Here is a 20,838-nt window from a genome sequence, read left to right on the forward strand (position 1 = left end):
CCGGCACCGACTGGGCAGCTCCGGTGGGCTCGCCGATTATTGCCGCGGGCAACGGCGTCGTCGAAAAGGCCGGCTGGGCTGGCGGCTATGGCAAGCAGATCATCCTGCGGCACGCCAATGGTTACGAGACGTCCTACAATCACCAGAGCGCCTTTGCCAAGGGCATTGAGCCGGGTGTTCGCGTTCGCCAAGGTCAGGTTATCGGCTATCTCGGCTCAACCGGCCTCTCCACCGGTCCGCATCTTCATTACGAACTGATCGTCAACGGCACCAAGGTCGATTCGATGCGCGTCCGCCTGCCGGTCGGCAAAACGCTGAAAGGCGACGACCTCGTCGCCTTCAAGCGCGAGCGCGAACGCATCGACGACCTGCTCAAGCAGGAAGACAGCAATCAGCTGAAGGTAGCGAGCGCCAAGATCGAAGGCTGAGCCGACGTTTTCGTCGTCAGCCCTGCTGATTCGCCGTGTCGCGCGCCCATGGCAGCCGCTCGCCGGAAACCGTCATCCAGGCGGTGATTGCCGAAAGCAGGCAAAGCAGCGCGGTCACTGCGGCAACGGCCGCGAATGCCGCGTCGCTGGCGGCAAGCCGTGCCGCATCGAGACCGGGCGCCAGGCCGGCGGGCGCCGGTTCGCCGAAACCCGGAATGCCGGCACCGGTGCCGAGCACGGCAGCGTAGACCCAGGCCGCCAGCGATCCCATCGCCGCCACGGCAATCAGGCCGCCGATGCGCGAGACGGCGTTGTTGATGCCCGAGGCCGCACCCGTATCCTTGTCCTCGACCGCCGTCATGATGGCGGTCGAGAGCGGCGACACCACCAGCGCCATGCCGAACCCCATCAGCGCCATCAGCGGGAACACCCCCAACCAGAAATTGTGGATGCCCCAATAGGCCAGCAAGGCAAGCCCGGCAAAGGCAACAGCCACCACCAGACTGCCGCTGGCGATCGGAAAGCGAGGCCCGATGCGGTCGGACCACTGGCCGACCGGCCCGGACAGCAGCGCGATCAATGCCGACAGCGGCAGGAAGATGAAGCCGACCTCGGCCGTGCTCAGCCCCCATCCGGCGATCATGAGCATCGGCAGATAGAACAGATTGGCCGACAGCGCGAAATAAAGGAAGAAGGTCGCCACATTGGCGCCCGCAAACGCCCCAATCCGAAACAGCGATAGGTCGATCATCGGCTCGCGCCGCTGGCGTTCGAAGACTATGAACACGACGAGCAAAACTGCGCCGGCGGCAATACTCGGGCCGGACATCAGCCCCTCCCCGTCACCGCTCATCGAGGTCAGGCCGTAAGCGAGCGCTCCGAACGCCGATATGGCGAGTGCTGCGCCGCCGAGATCGAGGCTGCGCTTTTCCGCCGGCGCGTCGGCGGGAACCTTGGCCAGCAGAAGATAGATCGAGATAAGACCGAGCGGCAGGTTGATGGCGAAGATCGCCCGCCAGATGCCGTCGCCGAAGGCCGACAGCACGAAGCCGCCCAGCACCGGACCGAGCGCCATCGTCAGCGCTGATGCCGCCGCCCAGATGCCGATCGCCCGGCCGCGTTCCTTTTTCGGATAGGCTTTGGCGATAATGGCCAGGCTGCCCGGCACCATGACGGCCGCTCCAACACCCTGGATAGCCCGAAACGCAATAAGCACCGCCGGGTTAGGCGCCAACGCGCAGGCAAGCGAGGCGGCGATGAACAGGACGATGCCGGCGACGAAGGAGTGGCGCAGGCCGAAGCGATCGCCAGCGGCGCCGCCGACGAGAATGAGGGCTGAAAGCGTCAATGCATAGGCATTGGAAATCCATTGCGCCTCGGCGAGGCTGGCGCCGAGGTCGACGCGGATCGCCGGCGTCGCAATTGCCAGGACCGATCCGTCGATAAAGCCGAGTGCGGAAGCCAGGATCGCCGCGATCAGCACGAACCGCCGCTGCGCCTGCGGGCAAAACGTATCGGACGGAAGTGAGCCGGTCAGGGGAACGGCGCCGGTACCGACTTTGGTTGGCGTGTGCATGCTGCCTTACCTAGACCGCCGGGGGGCCAGCGACAACCGGCCGGCAGGCTGTTCTCGTTGAAACCAGCCCGAACCTGGCCATGCAGGCAGGACCACGCCAGTGCGGGTGCAAACGGCCGATGCCGTGCTAAGCTTCTTGCAGCGCGACTGGCAAGGGGGAAAATACCCGCATGAAACGACCGCTCGAACCCTCGGCGGAAGGACGTGGGCGCGTCGTCGGCATCACCGACGGCGTGTTCGCCATCGCGCTCACCCTGATCGTTCTCGAGATCAGGGTGCCAGCGCATGAAACGGTGCATTCCGAAAACGAGTTGATCGCCGCGGTCGCAGCACTGGCGCCGCGTTTTCTGACCTATGCGCTCAGCTTCCTGACGCTGACCATCTTCTGGTTCGGCCAGCAGGCGCAGCACGGGCTGATCGCGAAGTCCGACAGGCGGCTTGCGACGCTGAACCTTTGTTTTCTCGGTTTCATCGCCTTGCTGCCGTTCTCGACCGATCTTTTGGCCGACTTCCTCGAATTCAGAACCGCCGTGCTCGTCTACTGGCTCAATCTTTTGATGCTCGGGCTGACGCTGCTCGCCAGTTGGCGCTATGCGGACAAAAACGGCCTCCTGGCGGAAGGCGTCGATGCGGAGACCACCCGAACGGTCTATCTGCGCATCGTCAAGGCGCAGATCCTGTGGGCGATCGGCGCTGCACTCTGCCTCGTCAGCCCGCTGCTCAGCGTCGGCTTCATGTTGGTGGTGCAGCTGATCTATGCGGCGGCGCCACGCGCGCGACTGCTGCGCAAGATCATCGGGTGAGTGGAGCGAAAACGCTCAACTCAGTCGACGAACTCCACCGTCACGCCGGGCGACACGATTTTGGCCAGCTCGCGCGCGTCCCAATTGGTCAGCCGCACGCAGCCATGGCTTTCGGTCTTGCCGATCTTGGACGGATCCGGGGTGCCGTGAATGCCATAGGTCGGCTTGTCCAGCGCAATCCAGACCGAGCCGACCGGACCGTTCGGCCCCGGCGGGATGGTCAGGATCCTGTCGTTTTCGCCCTGCTTGAAATTGATGTTCGGGTTGTAGGTGTAATTCGGATCCAACGCGACACGCGACACCGCATGGGTGCCGGACGGCGACGGCGTGTCCGACGAGCCGATGGTCGCCGGATAGGCCGCGACCAGCTTGCCCGCCGCATCATAGGCGCGGACCTGCTTGTTGGCCTTGTCGGCGATGATGCGCGCCACCGGCGTCGCCACCAGCCTGCCGAAATTGGCGACCTTGATGATGGTGCCGGGGCGGCTGAAATTGGCGTCCGGATTGAGCGATTTCAGATAGGCCTCGTCCATGTGGAAGCGCTCGGCCAGCGCCTCGGGCACCGACGTGTAGCCCATGCGGTCGAGCTGGGCCTTTTGGCTGTAGTCCTCCGGTATCGAGGCGACATAGGGGCCGGCCGCATCCTCGGGCGTGATCGTATAGGAGGCGAAGGCATCGCCACCGGATTGCGCCAGGGCGGCCTGGATGCCGATCGCATCGGTCGATTTCAGATTGCTGCCGGTGATCTCATTATAGGCGGCAAGCGCCTTGTCGACATTCGAGCCGAAGCGTCCGTCGATGACGCCGGGCGAAGAACCGGCACGGTCGAGCAGCACCTGCAGCGCCGCCACGTCCTGGCGGGCGCCGAGCGATAACGACGGGTCGACCGCCGTTTTGCCGCCAGTGCTTGGCGGCAAGGCCGCCTGCTCGCCCGGCACTGTCGGTTCGACCGGCTCGATCGAAGCCTCATTGAGCGGCTGGCGCTCAATGGTGCGCGGCTTCACCGGCTGCGCTTCCTCCGGAAAATTGTTGCCATAGCCGCCGTCATCCCGCGGCGCTTCGGGGAAGACTTCTGCCGAATTGTCGCCATAGGGGTCGTACTCGTCAGCCGGCGGCACGATGACCCTGCCTTCGTCTTCCAACTGCCTGCGACGGAACCGCGCCGTGTCCTCCGGATCGTCAAGATAATGGCGGTCGTCTTCGACCGGTCCGAGATTGCGCAGGCGCTCGCGGCGCAAGGCACGGCGATCGAGCCTGGTCTGCGGCGGCTGGATGGCGATAACCTTGCCGGTCTCCGCATCGACGATGACGCGGTTTCCCCTGGCGTCGTAATAGATGTCGAGATTGCCGTTCTGGGCGACAAGAATGCCGCCGTCATCGGCAGCACGACCCACCCGTGGCGCAGTATCCACTATCGGCGATGCCATCGTATTCGAAGCCAGCAGCCCGGCAGCAAGCGCTGAAAGGGTGAAGATGGTGCGCAACATGGTGGCCAAAATTCTCCGGTCCGTAACTGCCGCCGCCGGCATTGTCTCTCAAGAGCGCCGCGCGTCCTTTTGGGGCTTAAGGACACTCTAACGCTTTAAATCTCCGCATCGTGCTTTGCGAAAATCAAACTCGATTTCGGGCCGATGTGGTCGCGAACCCCTTCGCCAGCAAATCACTTGCGTACGATAAGGTTCCAATATGAACCGGGCATGAAGATGGCGGGTTTCTGACCGATTAACCGGCAGCAAGTCCCAATTCCTTGCGCGCCTGCTTCGTCAGCTTCAGCGCGACGAGACGGTGGCTTTCGCGTAGATAATCCTTCAACGCCTCATCATCCATGCTTTCGCCTGTCTGGCGCTGGATCCATTTCATGCCGCGCGAGGCGAGATAGGGTGCCGGCCGAAGGCCCGGCTGTTCCCTCAGCACGTCATAGGCGATATCGGAGCATTTGAAGGTGACGAACGGCTCTTTGCCTTCACTCCAGCCGCCGATTGCAAACACCTTGCCGCCGACTTTCCAGACATGGGCGCCGCCCCACTGCACGACATGGGTCGTCGAAGGCAGCGAGGCGCAGAAGCTGTTATAATCGTCCAGCGTCATCTGCGCCCCGCCAATGATGGTAGACCATGAGATCATGGTCAAAAAAGAAGAGAGGAGCCCATCCCGATTCCATCGGGATGGAACAGGCTTTGGCTTGAAGTCAGGCGGCCGCCTCGGTTGCCACGACCGCCGGCTTCGAGCGGAAGTTCAGCCGGTCGGACCCGGCGGTGACCTTGACGGTCGAGCCGTCGAGGATCTCGCCGAGCAGGATCTTTTCCGCCAGCGGATCCTGCAATTCCTTCTGCATCACCCGCTTCAGCGGCCGCGCGCCGTAGGCCGGATCATAGCCCTTGGCCGCCAGCCAGTCGATCGCCTCCTGATCGAGCGAAAGCGCGATCTTGCGGTCGACAAGCAGGTTTTCCAGCCGCTTGAGCTGGATTTCGACGATGCGGCCCATATCCTGCCGGCGCAGCCGGTGGAACAGGATCACCTCGTCGATGCGGTTGAGGAATTCCGGCCGGAACGAAGCCCTGACCACATTCATCACCTCGTCGCGCACCACGTCGACATCCTGGTCCTCGCCGAGATTGACCAGATATTCGGCGCCGAGGTTGGACGTCATGATGATCAGCGTGTTGCGGAAGTCGACCGTACGGCCCTGCCCGTCGGTCAGCCGGCCGTCGTCGAGCACCTGCAGCAGCACGTTGAACACGTCCGGATGCGCCTTCTCGATCTCGTCGAACAGCACGACCTGATAGGGCCGCCGCCGGATCGCTTCGGTCAGCGCGCCGCCTTCCTCATAGCCGACATAGCCGGGGGGCGCGCCGATCAGCCGGGCGACCGAGTGCTTCTCCATGAACTCCGACATGTCGATGCGCACCATGGCGCTCTCGTCGTCGAACAGGAAGCTGGCCAGTGCCTTGGTCAATTCGGTCTTGCCGACGCCCGTCGGTCCGAGGAACATGAACGAGCCGAGCGGCCGGTTCGGGTCCTGCAGGCCGGCGCGCGCACGGCGCACCGCTTTCGACACCGCCTGCACCGCCTCACCCTGGCCGACGACGCGCTTGCCGACCTCGTCTTCCATGCGCAACAGCTTGTCGCGTTCGCCTTCCAGCATCTTGTCGACCGGGATCCCCGTCCAGCGCGACACGATATGAGCGACGTGATCGGGGCCGACCACTTCCTCGACCATGCCGGCCTTGCCATCCCTGGCTTCAGCCTGCTTCAGCTGCTTTTCGAGTTCCGGGATCTTGCCATAGGCAAGTTCGCCGGCGCGCTGGAATTCGCCCTTGCGCTGCGCAATGGCAAGTTCGTTGCGCGCCTCGTCGAGCTGCTTCTTGAGGTCGGCGGCAAGCCCGAGCTTCTGCTTCTCGGCCTGCCACTTCGAGGTCAGCTCGGTCGATTCCTCCTCGAGGTTCGAGAGTTCCTTCTCAAGCCGGGCGAGCCGGTCCTTCGAGGCATCGTCCTTCTCGACCTTGAGCGCCTCGCGCTCGATCTTGAGCTGCATGATGCGGCGATCGATCTCGTCCAGCGCCTCGGGCTTCGAATCGACCTGCATCCTGAGCCGCGAGGCGGCCTCGTCGACGAGATCGATCGCCTTGTCCGGCAAGAAGCGGTCGGCGATGTAGCGGTTTGACAGCGTAGCGGCCGCGACCAGCGCCGAATCCGAGATGCGCACTTTGTGGTGCTGCTCGTATTTCTCTTTCAGGCCGCGCAGGATCGAGACGGTGTCTTCGACCGTCGGCTCATTGACGAAGACCGGCTGGAAGCGGCGGGCAAGGGCCGCATCCTTCTCGACATGCTTGCGGTATTCGTCGAGCGTGGTGGCGCCGACGCAGTGCAGCTCGCCGCGGGCCAGCGCCGGCTTCAGCAGGTTCGACGCATCCATGGCGCCATCCGCCTTGCCGGCGCCGACCAGGGTGTGCATCTCGTCGATGAACAGGATGATGCCGCCGGCCGCAGACGTGACTTCGGAAAGCACCGCCTTCAGCCGCTCCTCGAACTCGCCGCGGTATTTGGCGCCGGCGATCAGCGACCCCATGTCGAGCGCCATCAGCTGCTTGTCCTTGAGCGATTCCGGCACATCGCCATTGACGATGCGCAGCGCCAGCCCTTCGGCGATCGCCGTCTTGCCGACGCCGGGTTCGCCGATCAGCACCGGGTTGTTCTTGGTGCGGCGCGACAGCACCTGGATGGTGCGGCGAATTTCGTCATCACGGCCGATGACCGGATCGAGCTTGCCCGCGCGGGCGTCCGCCGTCAGGTCGCGCGCGTATTTCTTCAGCGCGTCGTAGCCCTGCTCGGCGCTCGCCGAATCGGCGGTGCGACCTTTGCGTACGTCGTTGATGACCTGGTTCAGCGCCTGCGGCGTGACACCCGCCTTGGACAGGATGTCGGCGGTCTTGGCCGACTTTTCCATGGCAAGCGCCTGCAAAAGCCGTTCGACGGTAACGAAGCTGTCACCGGCCTTCTTGGCCAGTTCCTCGGCGGTCGAGAACACCTTTGCCAGCGGCTGCGCCAAATAGAGCTGGCCATTGCCGCCCTCGACCTTGGGCATTGCCTCCAGTGCCGTTTCGACGCCGAGCTTGACGTCACGGACATTGCCGCCGGCGCGCTCGATCAGCGACGCAGCCAGGCCCTCGTCGTCGTCGACAAGGACCTTAAGAATATGCTCGGGGGTGAATTGCTGGTGGCTGCGGGAAAGCGCCATGGTTTGCGCGGACTGGATAAAGCCACGCACGCGCTCGGAATATTTTTCAAGATTCATGCCTGTCTCCTTCCGTCACCGGCCCGCTTCGCGGCACCGGATCGGATTGCGGTGACGGACCCGCCCGTTCGAGCCGGATCCTGTTCACGCAAGATATGGGACGCAAACCACGGACCCTCAAGACGCCTCGACACTGGCGAACGCATAATATTCCGAGCGCGCAAAACAAAAACGGCGGAGATTTCTCTCCGCCGTCCAGGGTAAAGGATGCGCTAAGATCGCCTGAACGTTTCTTCGATCAATTCTCGACGTCGGCAATAGTAGGTTGACCGCCGGCGTCTTCAGCCGGCGCCGCATCGACATTGCCAGTTTCGGCACTGTCAGGGCCGGAACTGTCAGGGCCGGCATTGTCGTTGCCGCCATTTGCCTGTTCGACATCGAGGCGCGGACGACGCGGACGCCTGGGGCGGCGGCCCGGGCTGTTTTCGGCCGCGGCTTCGTTGAGCTCGGCCTGGGCGGCGAGACCCGCCGGCGAAAGGTTTTCGAATTGCGGTGCGGGCTCGCTCACAAAGACCGGCTCAGCGGCCGGCACGGGCTCTGCCTGCGCCGGCGTCTCGTCGCGCCGTGGCTGTTCGACGCGCTGACCACCCTGCTGCTCGCCGCGCGCGCCATATTCGCCGCGCTGGCCGTTCTGGCCGTAACCGCCATTGGGGCGACGGTCGCGGTGGCGTCCGCCATTGTTGTCGCGGCCGCCCCGATTGTCGCGGCTGTTTTCCTGGTTCAGAGCCAGCTCGGCCGGCGTGCCATCGATGACCGGCTGCGGGCCGGCACCGTGATTGGCCGAAGCCGAGGCCTCGTTGGCATTGTTGTTGCCGGCATTGTCGAACTCATCGCGATCCTCGTCGCCGTCATCGTCGAAATCATCTCGATTCTGCTGCGCGTTCTGGATCGGCATCTGTGCCTGAGCGGCTGCGATGATGCGGTTATAGTGCTCTGCATGCTGGAGATAGTTTTCCGCCATCACCCGGTCGCCGGAGCTTTGCGCGTCACGGGCAAGGGTTGCGTACTTCTCGGCAATCTGCTGAGCCGATCCGCGGATCTTCACGTCCGGACCGTTGCTCTCATAGTTGCGCGTCAGGGGATTCGGCCCCTTACGGTTGTTGTTGTTATTGTTGTTGCCGCCGCCGCCGCCATTGTTGTTGCGACCGCGCATGCGCCTGTTTTGCTGTTGTGGCCTCATTAGACTCTCTTCACTTTGAAATTTTCGAAAAACTCTTCACGAACGGAGGCGCTCATGCGGCCAGCCGTTTCGTTCCTTCACCGGCGTTCGCCCGCATCAATTGCGTTGGCGCCACGTGCCATCCTGTTCCGGTTACTTCACTTGCCGGACGATTCCCGCACGAAGCTTGGGCGTCGTTTGCGCAAGAAGGCAGCTATTTCCAAGGAAAACCGAATCGCTAAGAGCACTGCCTGCTTCGTCTCATCCGGTTAAGGCGACCCTAGCCGCATTCCCCGGTATTGCCAAGCGCTTTTTTCGCACTGCATCACGGCTTCCACTGTTCGAACACAAGAACTCTGTCGTTTCCGCCGAGATCACGAAACACCCCGACCGGACAGTACCCGGCCGCGGAGAATATCCCCGTAACCTGTTGGTGCTGCGTATGGCCGATCTCGACCGCAATCCTGCCTTGGAGTTCCAAATAGGCTGCCGCTCCTGCGGCGATCTTCCTGTAGGGGCTCAGACCGTCCACGCCGCCATCCAGGGCCTGGCGTGGATCGAAACCGCGGACCTCGTCCTGCAGATTTCCAATGTCGTCTGAGGGTATATAGGGAGGGTTTGCGACAATTACATGGTACCGGCCAGAAACTTTTTCAAACCAGTCGGATTTGAGCGCCGTGAACCGACCGGCGAGCCCCAATTCCCCGGCATTACGCATGGCCGTGACCAGCGCCTCTCGCGAAATGTCGACGCCGGTGGCGGTCGCGGCCGGGACAGCGCTGAGCAGCGCCAGCGCGATGGCACCGGTGCCGGTCCCCAGATCGAGGACGCGGCAGCCGCCTTCGCGTGCCGCCATTGCCTTGACGAAGGGCAGTATAGCCTCGACCAGCGTTTCGGTATCCGGCCGCGGCTCCAGCGTTTGCGGCGAAAGCGACAGGCGCAAGCCGTAGAATTCGCGATAGCCGAGGATGCGGTGCACCGGCTCGCCGGCGATACGCCGCCGCAGTGCGGCATCGATCGCTGCTCTCACGCCCGCATCGACCGTTTGCTCGGGATCGGCGATGGCCTGCGTGCGGGTCGTGCCGGAAAAATGCTCGACGATCAGCCTGGCATCGAGCGCCGGATCCGCGATCCCGGCCGCGGTAAGCCGGTTTCGCGCCTCCCGCAACAGTGAGGCGAGCGTGCCGGGCAGGCCGTCAGCCATCGAGGCCGATATCGGCGAGCAGCTTCGACTGGTGATCGGCGATCAGCGCGTCGATGATCTCGTTAAGCTCACCCATCATCACCCGGTCGAGCTTGTAGAGCGTCAGGTTGATGCGATGATCGGTGACGCGCCCTTGCGGAAAATTATAGGTGCGGATGCGTTCCGAGCGATCGCCCGAGCCGACCTGCGACTTGCGCGATTCGGAGCGTTCCTCGTCCGCCTTGCTGCGCTCGAGATCGTAGAGCCTGGCGCGCAGGATCTGCATGGCCTTCGCCCGGTTCTGGTGCTGCGACTTTTCCGCCTGCACCACCATGATGCCGGTCGGCAGATGGGTGATGCGCACGGCCGAATCGGTGGTGTTGACGTGCTGGCCGCCGGAACCCGAGGCGCGCATCGTGTCGATGCGGATGTCTTCGGCCCTGATGTCGATATCGACCTCTTCCGCTTCCGGCAACACCGCGACCGTCGCCGCCGAGGTATGGATGCGCCCGCCCGCCTCCGTCGTCGGCACGCGCTGCACGCGGTGCACGCCGGATTCGAATTTCAGATGCGCAAAGACGCCCTTGCCCGAAACGGTGGCTATGATTTCCTTGTAGCCGCCGACCTCGCCCTCGCTGGCCGACACCGTCTCGAAACGCCAGCCATGCGCCGCGGCATAGCGCTCGTACATGCGAAATAGGTCGCCGGCGAAAAGTGCCGCCTCGTCACCGCCGGTGCCGGCGCGGATTTCGAGAATGGCGTTCTTTTCGTCGGCGGCATCCCTTGGCAACAGCAGGATTTGGATGTCCTGCTGCAGCGCCTCGATGCGATGCTTGACCCCTGGCAGATCGGACTCGGCCAAGGCCCGCATCTCGGCGTCGGTGCCCTTGTCGGCGAGCATCGCCTCCAGATCGGCCTGTTCGCGCTCGGCGGCGCGTAGCGCCCTGATCTTTGCCACCATCTCCTGGATGTCGGCATATTCGGAGGCCATCCTGACATAGGCGTCCGCCGCCGGCCCGGCCGACATCTGCGCTTCGAGCATGTCGAAACGCTTGACGACTTGGTCCATACGGTCGCGGGGCAGGTTGATCATGGCGAAGTCTACAACGGTATGGAGCGGTCGTCGGCAAAGGCTTGCAGCAGCGCCCGCATCGGCAGGCCTTGCGCCGGCGCCATCAGATTGTCGTCGAAGAACGCTTCCAGTTCGCTGAGCGGCAGTTCCGTCAGCATCGCCTTGACCGGGCCGATCGAAGCCGGCGACATCGAGATCGAGCGGTAGCCAAGGCCGATCAGCGCCATCGCCGAAATCGGCTTGCCGGCAAGTTCGCCGCACAGGGTCACCGGCGTATGGTTGCGCGCTCCGGCGTCGGCAATTTTCTTCAAAACACGCAGGAACGGCGTCGAGAGCGGGTCGAAGCGGTCGGACAATTGGGTGTTGCCGCGATCCACCGCCATGACGAACTGGAACAGATCGTTCGAGCCGACCGAGACGAAATCGACCGCCTTCATCAACTCGTCGAGCTGGAACAGCAGCGACGGCACCTCCAGCATCGCGCCCACCTTGAGGCTGGTCGGCAAATGATGGGCAAAGCGCGACAAATGCCGCACCTCGCGATCGATGATCTCGCGCGCCTGCACGATCTCGCCGAGTTCCGTCACCATTGGCAGCATCAGCTTCAGTTCGCGCCCGCCGCACGCCTTGAGCAGTGCGCGGATCTGGGTGCGCAGCAGGCCGGGCCGGTCGAGCGTCAGGCGGATGGCGCGCCAGCCGAGCGCCGGGTTCTCCTCCTGGATCGACCCCTTGAAATAGGGCAGCACCTTGTCGCCGCCGATATCGATGGTGCGGAACGTCACCGGCTTGCCGCGCGCCGCCTCGAGCACGTCGCGATAGAGCCGCTCCTGCGCTTCGGCGCGCGGAAAAGTCGAGGCGACCATGAATTGCAGCTCGGTGCGGAACAGGCCGATGCCGGCCGCGCCAGCTTCGGCCAGTTGCGGCAGGTCGACCGCCAGCCCGGCATTCATCAGAAGATCGACCTGGACACCGTCCTTGGTCACCGACGGCTTCTTGCGCAGCTCGCGGTAGACCTCCTGCCGCCGCGCCCTGAAGCGCACTTTCTCGGCATAGGCCGCCTCGAGGTCGGGCTGCGGGCGCAGATGGATCGCGCCTTCCTCGCCGTCGACGATGATGGCATCGCCGTTTTCCGCCATGGAAACGGCGCCCTTCATCTGGCCGGCGACCGGTATGCCCATCGCACGGGCCACGATGACGACATGGCTGGTCGCCGCGCCGTCCTCCAGCACCAGTCCGCGCAGCTTGTCTCTGGGATAGTCAAGCAGCTCGGCAGCACCCATCGAGCGGGCGACGATAATGGCGTCCTTGGGCAGCGAGGCCGCGACGTCCTCCGGTCCGCGCCCCATAAGCTGCCGCAGCAACCGGTTGGCGAGATCGTCGAAATCGCTCATCCGTTCGCGCAGATACGGATCGGTCATGTGCAGCATGCGGGCACGCATGTCGCTCTGCACCTTTTCGACCGCCGCTTCGGCCGTCAGGCCGTTGCGGATCGCCTCCTCCAGCCGGCGTACCCAGCCACGGTCGTTGGCGAACATGCGATAGGCTTCGAGCACCTGGCGATGCTCGCCCTCGAAGGCGACGTCGCGGCGCTCCAGCATGTCGTCGATGGAGAGCCTGAGCGAGCCGAGGGACGCGTCGAGCCGCCTGACCTCCTCCTCGCTGTCCTCGTTGAACAGGTTGGTGACGACAATGCGCGGCTCGTGCAGCACCACATGGCCGAGCCCGACGCCTTCATTGAAGGACAGGCCGGTAAAGCTTACCGGGCGACGCAGATCGAGCTCGAGGCCGGGGCGCGTCAGCCGCTCCAGATCGCCGGTGGCGATCATCTCGGCGATCACCATCGCCGTCGTTTCCAGCGCCTCGACCTCGTCGTCTCGATAATGGCGCATGGTCTTGTTCTGCACGACCAGGACGCCGAGCGTCCGCCCTGCCCTCAGCACCGGCACGCCGAGGAAGGAATTGTAGATTTCTTCCCCGGTCTCCGGCAGGTAGGCGAAGGCAGGATGCTCCTGTGCATTGGAAAGGTTGAGCGGCCGCGCCGAGGCCGCGATCGTGCCGACCAGGCCTTGACCCAGCCTGAGCTGCGCCAGGTGGACGGCGTTCGGGTTCAGGCCTTCGGTGGCGTAGAGCTCGAGCACCGAATCGGCGCGCAGCACATAGAGCGAGCAGACCTCGGCAACCATGTTGGAGGCGATGTCGCGCACGATCCGGTCAAGCCGCTCCTGCGGCTCCAGCGGCTCTTGCATGAGCTCGCGGAGCCGTTTCAGCAAAACGCGCGGGCCACTGGCCGAATCACGCATCGCGGCTTCTTCTCCAATAGCATTTCAGCCGGTGCAGGTTGCCCTGCACAGCGGCACAAACGCAACAACTCAATTAGAGCGCCGTGCGTCCAATTGAACGCATAAAGGCCGCTCCAAGACTTTCGATCTGCTACTGCTTATCCAGACCGTAGACGGAATGCAAAGTGCGAACTGCTAGTTCCGTATAGGGACCGTCGATCAGGATCGAAATCTTGATTTCGGACGTTGTAATGGCGCGGATGTTGATCGACCTGTCGGCCAGCGCCTTGAAGGCGGTGGCGGCGACGCCGGCATGGCTGCGCATGCCGATGCCGATGACCGAGACCTTTGACATGCCGGCTTCCGACTGCACCACATCGTAGCCGATCGTCGCCTTCAGCCGTTCGAGCACGGCAAGCGCCTTGTCGACGTCGCCGGATGGCACGGTGAAGGTCATATCGGTGAACTTGCCGTCCTCGGAAATGTTCTGGACGATCATGTCGACGTTGATGTTGGCCTCGGCGAGCGGCCCGAAAATGCCGGCGGCGACGCCCGGCCGGTCGCCGACGCGGCGCAGCGATATCTGCGCCTCGTCCTTGGCATAGGCAATTCCGGTGACGACCTGCTGTTCCACGATCTCTTCCTCGTCGCAAATAAGCGTTCCCGGCGGATTGAGCAAATCCCCCATTCCGGGTGCATCGGGATCGTCGAAGGACGACCGCACAAAGGTACGCACCCTGTGCACCATGGCAAGCTCGACCGAGCGCACCTGCAGGACCTTGGCGCCCAGCGAGGCCATTTCGAGCATTTCCTCGAAGGAAATCTTGGCCAGCCGCCGCGCCTTCGGCTCGATGCGCGGATCGGTCGTGTAGACCCCGTCGACATCGGTGTAGATGTCGCAGCGGTCGGCCTTGACCGCCGCCGCGATGGCGACAGCGCTGGTATCGGAACCGCCGCGGCCGAGCGTTGCGATCCGGTTGTCCGGCCCGATGCCCTGGAAACCGGCCACCACCGCCACCTGGCCTTCGCCGAAGCGCTTGATCAGGAACGCGCCGTCAATATCGAGAATGCGCGCCGCGCCATGCGCGTTGTCGGTCTTGATCGGGATCTGCCAGCCTTGCCAGGAGCGGGCATGCACGCCGATATTCTGCAGCGCGATCGCCAGCAAGCCGGCGGTGACCTGCTCGCCGGCCGCGACGACGGCGTCATATTCGCGCGCATCGTGCATCGGCGAGGCCTCGCGCGTCCAATGCACGAGCTCGTTGGTCTTGCCGGCCATCGCCGAGACCACGACGGCGACCTCATGGCCGGCATCGACCTCGCGTTTGACGTGACGCGCCACATTGCGGATGCGGGCGATGTCGGCGACGGACGTTCCGCCGAATTTCATCACGATGCGCGCCATGGAAGCGAAATGCCTTTGACTGAATGCCGGACCGAGGGCCGAAAAGCGGAAATGCGTCCGACCGGGCCGGACGCTCAATGCGCGGCCTCCTTAGCCAAATGATCGCGGTTTCGCAAGGCATGCCGCCGCTGCCGGCCAGGCGACACACGAGCGCAGTGTCACGCCTGCACCGCTTCTTGGCAAATGCCGCTCGCTTCAGCCCTACAGTGCTGTGGCTCTCCACAGGCGCGGATAATCGAGGACGAAACCGAGCGGCGAAACCTCCAGCATCTCATTGTAGCCGAACAGCGGCGCGGCATAGGCGTAGTGTGCGGCATCGACGCGCTGATAGGTCTGTTCGAGGCGAACGAGCCTGAGTTCGGGAAATGTCAGATAGGCTGCCGGTGCGGGCGTCGCGGTGCCGACATTGAGGACAAAACGGCGAAGCGCCAAAAGGTTCGTGGCGGGCGTGAAGCCGAGATCGACATCGATGAGACCGTCGACTTCCGCTTGATGCTCGCCGTTTAGCGTCCATTGGCGCTCGGTAAGCCGGTCGATGCCATAATGCAGCTCTTGCGTGCCGAGAAAACCGTCGGCACGCGCCGAGCGCGTATGCCAGCCGGTATCGCAGTCCACCTCGTAGGCGATGCTGCACGGCTTGCCGTCCTGGACGAAAAGCGCGTGTCCCCTGAGGTTCCACCCGGAACTCGCTTCCGACAGCAGGCAAGCGTCGTGGCCTTCCTGGTCAAGCCGGCGCCAAAGAATGGAAGCAACCGTTCGCATCATTGTGCACTCCTTCGATCACCATGTCTCGGCTTCGTCCGCCAGGGCATTGGTGTTTCCTTCCGGGACACCATCAACTGACATGTGCTGACACAATTGCCTCCGGCAAAAGGCGGTGCTGTCAGGCATCACGCGCATCGCGCTGCCGGCGGTGAATTTCGCGCCTTGACATTCGCAGCCTTGCGCCCGACTTCCTAGCGTCCGAGGAGACCACGCCATGCCAGAGCCCCGACGATCGACGATCGATGCCGGAGAGGTGGAACGATTTTCCGCCCTTGCCGCCGAATGGTGGAACCCGAACGGCAAGTTCCGCCCGCTGCATAAGTTCAACCCGATCCGGCTTGCCTATATCCGCGACCAGGTGGCGGCCCGCTTCGGCCGTGATCCGCGTGCGGCACGGCCGTTCGAAGGCCTGCGCTTCCTCGACATTGGCTGCGGCGGCGGGCTTTTGTGCGAGCCGATGGCGCGGCTTGGCGCCGAAGTGGTCGGCGCCGATGCCTCAGTCACCAACATCGAAGTGGCCAAGCTGCATGCGGCGGAAGTCGGCGTGAGCGTTGACTACCGCGCCATGACCGCGGAAGACCTGGCCGACGCTGGCGAAAAATTCGACGTCATCCTCAACATGGAAGTGGTCGAGCATGTCGCCGATGTCGATCTGTTCCTGGCCAAATGCGGCGAGATGGTCAAGCCCGGCGGCATCATGTTCGTCGCCACCATCAACCGCACGCTGAAGGCCCTGGGCCTGGCCATCATCGGCGCCGAATATGTGCTGCGCTGGCTGCCCCGCGGCACCCACCAGTTCGGCAAGCTGGTGCGCCCCGAGGAACTCGAAAAGGCGCTTGCCGGCGCCGGCCTGACCGTCATCGACCGCACCGGGGTCAGCTACAGCCCGCTCGCCGATCGCTGGCAGCGGTCGAAGGACATGGACGTCAACTACATGGTGCTGGCGGAGAAGGTATCCGTCTGAAGCTTACGCCTTCTGGCCCCTATGTCTTCTGGCTTTGCGCCTTGGTGGTGATGAACACGCCGGCGGTGATGATGACGGCACCCGCCCAGGTCAGCAACTGATAGCGCTCGCCGAGGAAGAGCGTCCCGGCAAACAGCCCGACCGCCGCCGCCACATAGCCGATCTGGCTGAGATAGACCGGGCCGCCGACCGCTTGCAGGCGGAAGAAGAAGGCGAACATCGCCGAGGCTGATGCCACCTGTGCCGCAGCGACCAGCGGCACGCCGCCGAGCGAGCCGAATGCATTGCCGCCCAGCAGGACCAGAATGCCGGCAAGCAGCATCAAGGCTGCTGCCAGATGGCTGCCGACGGCAAGCTCGATCGGGCCGGTGTCTTCAGGCCAGTCGACGGTGCGGTAGATGTTGCCGGCGGCGAGGCTGACCGGGATGAGCAGGCCCATCGCCACCCAGAAAAATTCGGCCGGATGGCCCGCTTCCCCGCGCGTCACGGCCACCATGACTGCGCCCACGAAACCGACGACTATGCCGACGATGCCCAGCATGGTCGGGCGCCTGACCCCGAGCAGCATCGAGAACACCAGCGTGACGACCGGCGACAGCGTGAACATGATGCCGCTGTAGCCGGCGCCCAGATGCGGAATGGCTGAAAACATCAGCAGATTGGGGATTGCGTAGGAGACGGCCGCGGTGACAAAGAAATAGCGCAGCCTGTGCGGCGAAAGCCGCATGCGCTGCCCGTTGAGCAGCAATGCGCACAAAAGCACGCCGCCGGCGCCAAGCGAGATGACGAAGGCCCAGACCATGGCGGGGACGCCGGCCGCCGTCGCGATCTTGCCGAACGGCAGCGTCAGGCCGAGCAGTCCACCGGTGACGACCAGAAGGCCAAGCGCCGAGTCCCAGAGAAATTTCATCGCCGTCCCATCGCCTGTTCGCACTTGGCCGATACCACAAGCTGAGGTACGATAAGGTAAAGATTCTTCACGTCAAGATACATAACGGTGAGAGACATGGATCGCGCAGCAAAAGCGATCGAGCAGTGGAAAAAGGAACGGCCGGATCTCGATGTCTCGCCGATGGCCGTGCTCGGACGGTTGAACGAGGCTGCCTCGTTGATCGCGCGGGAGCGGCTGGCGCCGCTGTTTGCAAGTTACGGACTGCAATCCGGAGAATTCGATGTGCTGGCGACGCTGCGTCGTTCCGGGCCGCCATACGCGCTGACGCCGACCGCTCTGTACGAGGCGACGATGGTGACATCGGGCGCGATGACCAACCGCCTCGATCGGCTCGAGAAATCCGGCTTGATCAAGCGCGGGCCACATCCCGACGATCGCCGCGGCATCGTCGTACAACTGACCCGGAAGGGCCTCGCTTTGATCGACGAGGCGGTTGCCGCGCACGTTGCCAACGAGCACGAGATACTTTCCGGCCTGATACGCCCGGAGCAGGTCATGCTGGCACGCCTGCTCGAAAAATTGATCGCGAGCCTAGGCTAACCAAACCGGCCAAAAGGGCCGGCCGAGAAGGTGGAAAACTCAAATCCTGGCCGCGGAGCCTCGTTTGGGCCGGCGGACAGCTCTGATCTTGCCGCTGTTTCCGCCGCCACAGAAAAACTGGTCACCGCCATCGGATTCGAGCCCCGACACGCCTGTTCCTGGCGGCATATCGAGCTTCTCCAGGACCTTTCCCGTTTCAGGATCGATCCGCCGGACATCGCTCTCCTCACCCTCCCAGGTGCCATGCCACAGCTCGCCATCGACCCAGCTGACCCCGGTGACGACGCGGTTGGAAACGATGGTGCGAAGGATTGCCCCTGTCTCGGGATCGACCTGATGGATCTTTCGGCCCCGGTGCTGCCCGACCCAGAGTGTTCCTTCGGCCCAGGCGAGCCCGGAATCACCGCCATTGCCGGGCGCCGGGATCGACGCCAGCACCTGGCCATTCTTCGGATCGATCTTGTGGATGCGATCCTCGGCGATCTGATAGAGGTGCTGGCCGTCGAAGGCCGTGCCGGCGTGTGCCGCGACATCGATCGAGCGCACCACTTTGCCGCTCGCCGGATCGAAGGCGTTCAACCTGTCACCTGACGCAAACCAGACATGCTCACCGTCGAAGGTAACGCCGTCGACGTGGTCGACACCCGGAAAGGGTCCATATTCACGGAGGATTTCGGCTGAGGATCGTTTCATAATACCACCCTAGTAGCCCGGCAGCGGGCCGGGGAGTAACAAGATTGTCGGGAAACCCGGCACCGGCGGGGTCATCCAGCGACGCGCCCGCCCGCGGCCGAACGACTGCACCTTGCCTGACTGGGCGAGTTGCTCGAGCGCCCGCTGCACGGTACGCGAACTGGCTCCAAGCGCAATCGCCAAGGCCGAGCTCGACCACGACTCGCCGTCGGCGAGGAAGGCGAGCACCGCGGCATGATCGTCCTCGACGGGCGGCGCCAGCACGACGACCTCGCCGGCGCGGCGCGGCGCCAGGGCAAAGCCCCGCTTCGTCGCGCTCACATCGGCCAAGCTCCGAAGCTCCGCGCGAAGCCGCCCGATTTCGACCCGTAACCGCGCGCGATGTGATTCGTCCGCGTCCTTTCCCCGGAAAGCGCGCGCAATAAGCGTCGATCTTGCCACGTCCCCCGGCCAGGCTTCGGCCAGCGCGCGGGCAACAGCGAACAGCACCGGGCGGGTCGCCAGCGAGACGACGGTGTCTGCGACCCGCACGACATTGCGGCATGCATCCACCACGAGCGCCCCCGACGCCAGGAGCGCTTCGACTTCGTCGAGCAGAAGGGGCCGTTCCTCGCCACGGGCGACAAGGCGTGCCGCCGGCGTCTCCAGCACCAGCGATGCGCTCTCCACCTCTGCGGTCAGCGCGGGGATGCCGGCCGCGCGCGCCGCCCGCGCCGCCAGGGCGAGTGCGGCGCGCGCAGGACCGGTCCGCAAGCGGCGGATGGCGATGCCGGCGACAGCCAGCTCGTGGGCGGCCCGCGATGCCGGCGGCAGCGGCGAGGGATCGAAGCCGTCCAGCCTGCGCTCGGCTTCGTCTAGATGACCAATCAGCAGCAGGCGCCGAACTTCGAGGTTGCGCGCATGCGCGGCGTTGACGCGGTCGCCATGCTTTTCAAGCGTCGCCCGCGCGGTGTCGAGTGCCTTGGCCGGCCAGGCGAGGTCGCGCGAGACGAGCGCGATCTCGGCCTCGGCGACGATACACCTCGCGCGGGCCACGGCCTCCCTCGGGCTGAATGCGTGCGCCGCCCTCTTGAGAAGAACCTTCGCCCTATTCAGGTCGCCAAGCTGCGCCATCGCGATACCGCGCAACGCAAGGGCCGGCGCATCGTCGCGCAGCGCAACCCGTTTCAAGGCGCCGAGCGGATCGCCCGCCGCGAGCGCATGCGCCGCGGCCGTGATCAGCGAGTCCATCGGAATCCCGTCACACTTGTCACTCCCATGCCTTCGACATCCGGCGCTAAGTCCATCTCACCAACCAGTCGTATCGAGAATGGCGACTGTAGCCAACCTGAGTTGCGGCGCGCCTGAGTTGCGGCGCGATTGTGCACTGAGCTCGAACACAACGATAAGCACTAGGAGAGACGCAATGAAGATCGAAGGTACAACTATCCTGGTGACTGGAGCCAATCGGGGCATCGGTCGGGCACTGGTCGAGGAAGCCCTGAGCAGAGGCGTAAAGCGCGTCTATGCCGCAACCCGCCAAGCCATGGCTCACCCGGACCGGCGTGTGACGTCCCTGACCATGGATGTAACGAACGCTGCGCAGATCCGGGAGGCCGTCGAGAAAATCGATGCTCTCGATATCCTCATCAACAATGCCGGCGTATCGCCCTTCGACGACCTCAGCGACCGTCGCGTGCTCGAACAACAGCTCGCCGTAAACCTCTTCGGCGCGTATGACGTGACCCAGGCTCTGCTGCCGTTGCTGGCCCGGTCGCGGGGAGCCATCGTCAACATTCTGTCGCTGGCCTCTATTGCTGCCGTGCCGTTCAGCCCGGCTTACTCGATCTCGAAGGCGGCCTCGTTCTCACTGTCACAGTCGTTGCGCACCCTCTTGGCCGGACGGGGTGTCAGCGTCCACAGGGTCCTTCCCGGCCCCGTGGACACGGACATGACACGGGGCCTAGACATCCCGAAGGCCTCTCCGGAGTCTGTTGCGCGAGCGATCCTGGACGGCGTGGAGAACGGCGAGGAGGAAATCTTCCCCGATCCCATGTCGGAATCCGTGGCGGAGGGTTGGCGCAGCAGTGCGGTCAAGGCGCTTGAACGCCAGTTTGCAGCCTATGCGGAAGCAAGCCCGTCAAGTGAAGCACGCCCGTCAAGCAGTGGGCACGAAAGAAGCAGCGACACGACTACCCGAGAAGCCCATCCTTGCTGCTCGGCATGAAACTGCAGACGCCTGTGC

Annotated in this window: 18 protein-coding genes (1 of these 18 only partly in view); 5 read left to right on the top strand and 13 right to left on the bottom strand. The window is 64.1% G+C overall.

Going from position 1 to position 20,838, the window contains the following annotated elements:
* A protein-coding gene (locus NKH37_RS20780; protein WP_023722302.1) for a M23 family metallopeptidase crosses the window boundary here: on the top strand, positions 1 to 428 show its final stretch. The gene continues 1,531 nt to the left of window position 1, outside the view; only the last 428 of its 1,959 coding nucleotides appear in the window; its start codon lies off the left edge, out of view; its stop codon occupies positions 426 to 428.
* 16 nt (positions 429 to 444) lie between these two features.
* Here the strand turns inward: NKH37_RS20780 and NKH37_RS20785 are convergent, their stop codons facing one another.
* Positions 445 to 2,004, bottom strand: a complete 1,560-nt coding sequence (locus NKH37_RS20785) for an MFS transporter (protein ID WP_353026389.1) — start codon at positions 2,002 to 2,004, stop codon at positions 445 to 447.
* A gap of 170 nt (positions 2,005 to 2,174) precedes the next feature.
* Between NKH37_RS20785 and NKH37_RS20790 the strand changes: the two genes are divergently transcribed.
* Positions 2,175 to 2,807 (top strand): TMEM175 family protein, encoded by a 633-nt coding sequence (locus NKH37_RS20790; RefSeq protein WP_352496396.1) that lies wholly within the window; start codon positions 2,175 to 2,177, stop codon positions 2,805 to 2,807.
* A gap of 20 nt (positions 2,808 to 2,827) precedes the next feature.
* Here the strand turns inward: NKH37_RS20790 and NKH37_RS20795 are convergent, their stop codons facing one another.
* The 9 genes from NKH37_RS20795 to NKH37_RS20835 all read right to left on the bottom strand — a co-directional run bounded on the left by NKH37_RS20795 (position 2,828) and on the right by NKH37_RS20835 (position 15,465).
* On the bottom strand, positions 2,828 to 4,294 hold the full coding sequence (locus NKH37_RS20795) for a L,D-transpeptidase family protein (RefSeq protein WP_353005930.1): 1,467 nt from the start codon (positions 4,292 to 4,294) through the stop codon (positions 2,828 to 2,830).
* Positions 4,295 to 4,529: 235 nt separating this feature from the next.
* Positions 4,530 to 4,895 carry an MmcQ/YjbR family DNA-binding protein gene (locus NKH37_RS20800; RefSeq protein ID WP_352643391.1) on the bottom strand — a complete coding sequence of 122 codons (366 nt, stop codon included), beginning with the start codon at positions 4,893 to 4,895 and terminating at the stop codon, positions 4,530 to 4,532.
* A gap of 100 nt (positions 4,896 to 4,995) precedes the next feature.
* Positions 4,996 to 7,602 (bottom strand): ATP-dependent chaperone ClpB, encoded by a 2,607-nt coding sequence (clpB, locus tag NKH37_RS20805; RefSeq protein ID WP_352483554.1) that lies wholly within the window; start codon positions 7,600 to 7,602, stop codon positions 4,996 to 4,998.
* Between the two features lie 238 nt (positions 7,603 to 7,840).
* Complete coding sequence (locus tag NKH37_RS20810) at positions 7,841 to 8,755, bottom strand: DUF4167 domain-containing protein (RefSeq protein WP_353005931.1); 915 nt, start codon at positions 8,753 to 8,755, stop codon at positions 7,841 to 7,843.
* A 331-nt stretch (positions 8,756 to 9,086) separates the two neighbouring features.
* Entirely contained in the window at positions 9,087 to 9,965 is an 879-nt protein-coding gene (prmC, locus tag NKH37_RS20815) for a peptide chain release factor N(5)-glutamine methyltransferase (RefSeq protein ID WP_352818572.1), read from the bottom strand.
* A complete protein-coding gene (gene prfA / locus NKH37_RS20820) occupies positions 9,958 to 11,037 on the bottom strand; it encodes a peptide chain release factor 1 (protein ID WP_353005932.1) in 1,080 nt (359 codons plus the stop codon). The genes prmC and prfA overlap by 8 nt, the downstream gene beginning before the upstream one ends.
* 8 nt (positions 11,038 to 11,045) lie before the next feature.
* Complete coding sequence (gene ptsP, locus NKH37_RS20825) at positions 11,046 to 13,316, bottom strand: phosphoenolpyruvate--protein phosphotransferase (RefSeq protein WP_352483551.1); 2,271 nt, start codon at positions 13,314 to 13,316, stop codon at positions 11,046 to 11,048.
* 130 nt (positions 13,317 to 13,446) lie between these two features.
* Positions 13,447 to 14,700: an aspartate kinase gene (locus NKH37_RS20830; RefSeq protein ID WP_352496390.1), complete on the bottom strand. Its 1,254-nt coding sequence runs from the start codon at positions 14,698 to 14,700 to the stop codon at positions 13,447 to 13,449.
* Positions 14,701 to 14,901: 201 nt separating this feature from the next.
* A complete protein-coding gene (locus NKH37_RS20835; protein WP_352789477.1) occupies positions 14,902 to 15,465 on the bottom strand; it encodes a putative glycolipid-binding domain-containing protein in 564 nt (187 codons plus the stop codon).
* Between the two features lie 214 nt (positions 15,466 to 15,679).
* Here NKH37_RS20835 and ubiG point away from each other — a divergent pair, with 214 nt between their 5' ends.
* On the top strand, positions 15,680 to 16,429 hold the full coding sequence (gene ubiG / locus NKH37_RS20840) for a bifunctional 2-polyprenyl-6-hydroxyphenol methylase/3-demethylubiquinol 3-O-methyltransferase UbiG (RefSeq protein ID WP_352965534.1): 750 nt from the start codon (positions 15,680 to 15,682) through the stop codon (positions 16,427 to 16,429).
* Positions 16,430 to 16,448: 19 nt separating this feature from the next.
* Here the strand turns inward: ubiG and NKH37_RS20845 are convergent, their stop codons facing one another.
* A complete protein-coding gene (locus NKH37_RS20845; RefSeq protein WP_352483547.1) occupies positions 16,449 to 17,339 on the bottom strand; it encodes a DMT family transporter in 891 nt (296 codons plus the stop codon).
* Positions 17,340 to 17,435: 96 nt separating this feature from the next.
* On the opposite strand from NKH37_RS20845, the gene NKH37_RS20850 reads away from it, so the two are divergent.
* The gene (locus tag NKH37_RS20850; protein ID WP_023722290.1) at positions 17,436 to 17,921 is read left to right on the top strand and encodes a MarR family winged helix-turn-helix transcriptional regulator; all 486 of its coding nucleotides are present in this window, start codon (positions 17,436 to 17,438) and stop codon (positions 17,919 to 17,921) included.
* A gap of 39 nt (positions 17,922 to 17,960) precedes the next feature.
* On the opposite strand, the gene NKH37_RS20855 is transcribed toward NKH37_RS20850, so the two are convergent.
* A complete protein-coding gene (locus NKH37_RS20855) occupies positions 17,961 to 18,614 on the bottom strand; it encodes a Vgb family protein (RefSeq protein ID WP_023722289.1) in 654 nt (217 codons plus the stop codon).
* A gap of 9 nt (positions 18,615 to 18,623) precedes the next feature.
* A complete protein-coding gene (locus tag NKH37_RS20860; protein WP_353038429.1) occupies positions 18,624 to 19,844 on the bottom strand; it encodes a helix-turn-helix domain-containing protein in 1,221 nt (406 codons plus the stop codon).
* 175 nt (positions 19,845 to 20,019) lie between these two features.
* Here NKH37_RS20860 and NKH37_RS20865 point away from each other — a divergent pair, with 175 nt between their 5' ends.
* Positions 20,020 to 20,820: an SDR family NAD(P)-dependent oxidoreductase gene (locus NKH37_RS20865; protein WP_353006089.1), complete on the top strand. Its 801-nt coding sequence runs from the start codon at positions 20,020 to 20,022 to the stop codon at positions 20,818 to 20,820.
* Positions 20,821 to 20,838 lie beyond the last annotated feature (18 nt).

The organism is Mesorhizobium sp. M1217, from assembly GCF_040318275.1.
GTDB lineage: Bacteria > Pseudomonadota > Alphaproteobacteria > Rhizobiales > Rhizobiaceae > Mesorhizobium.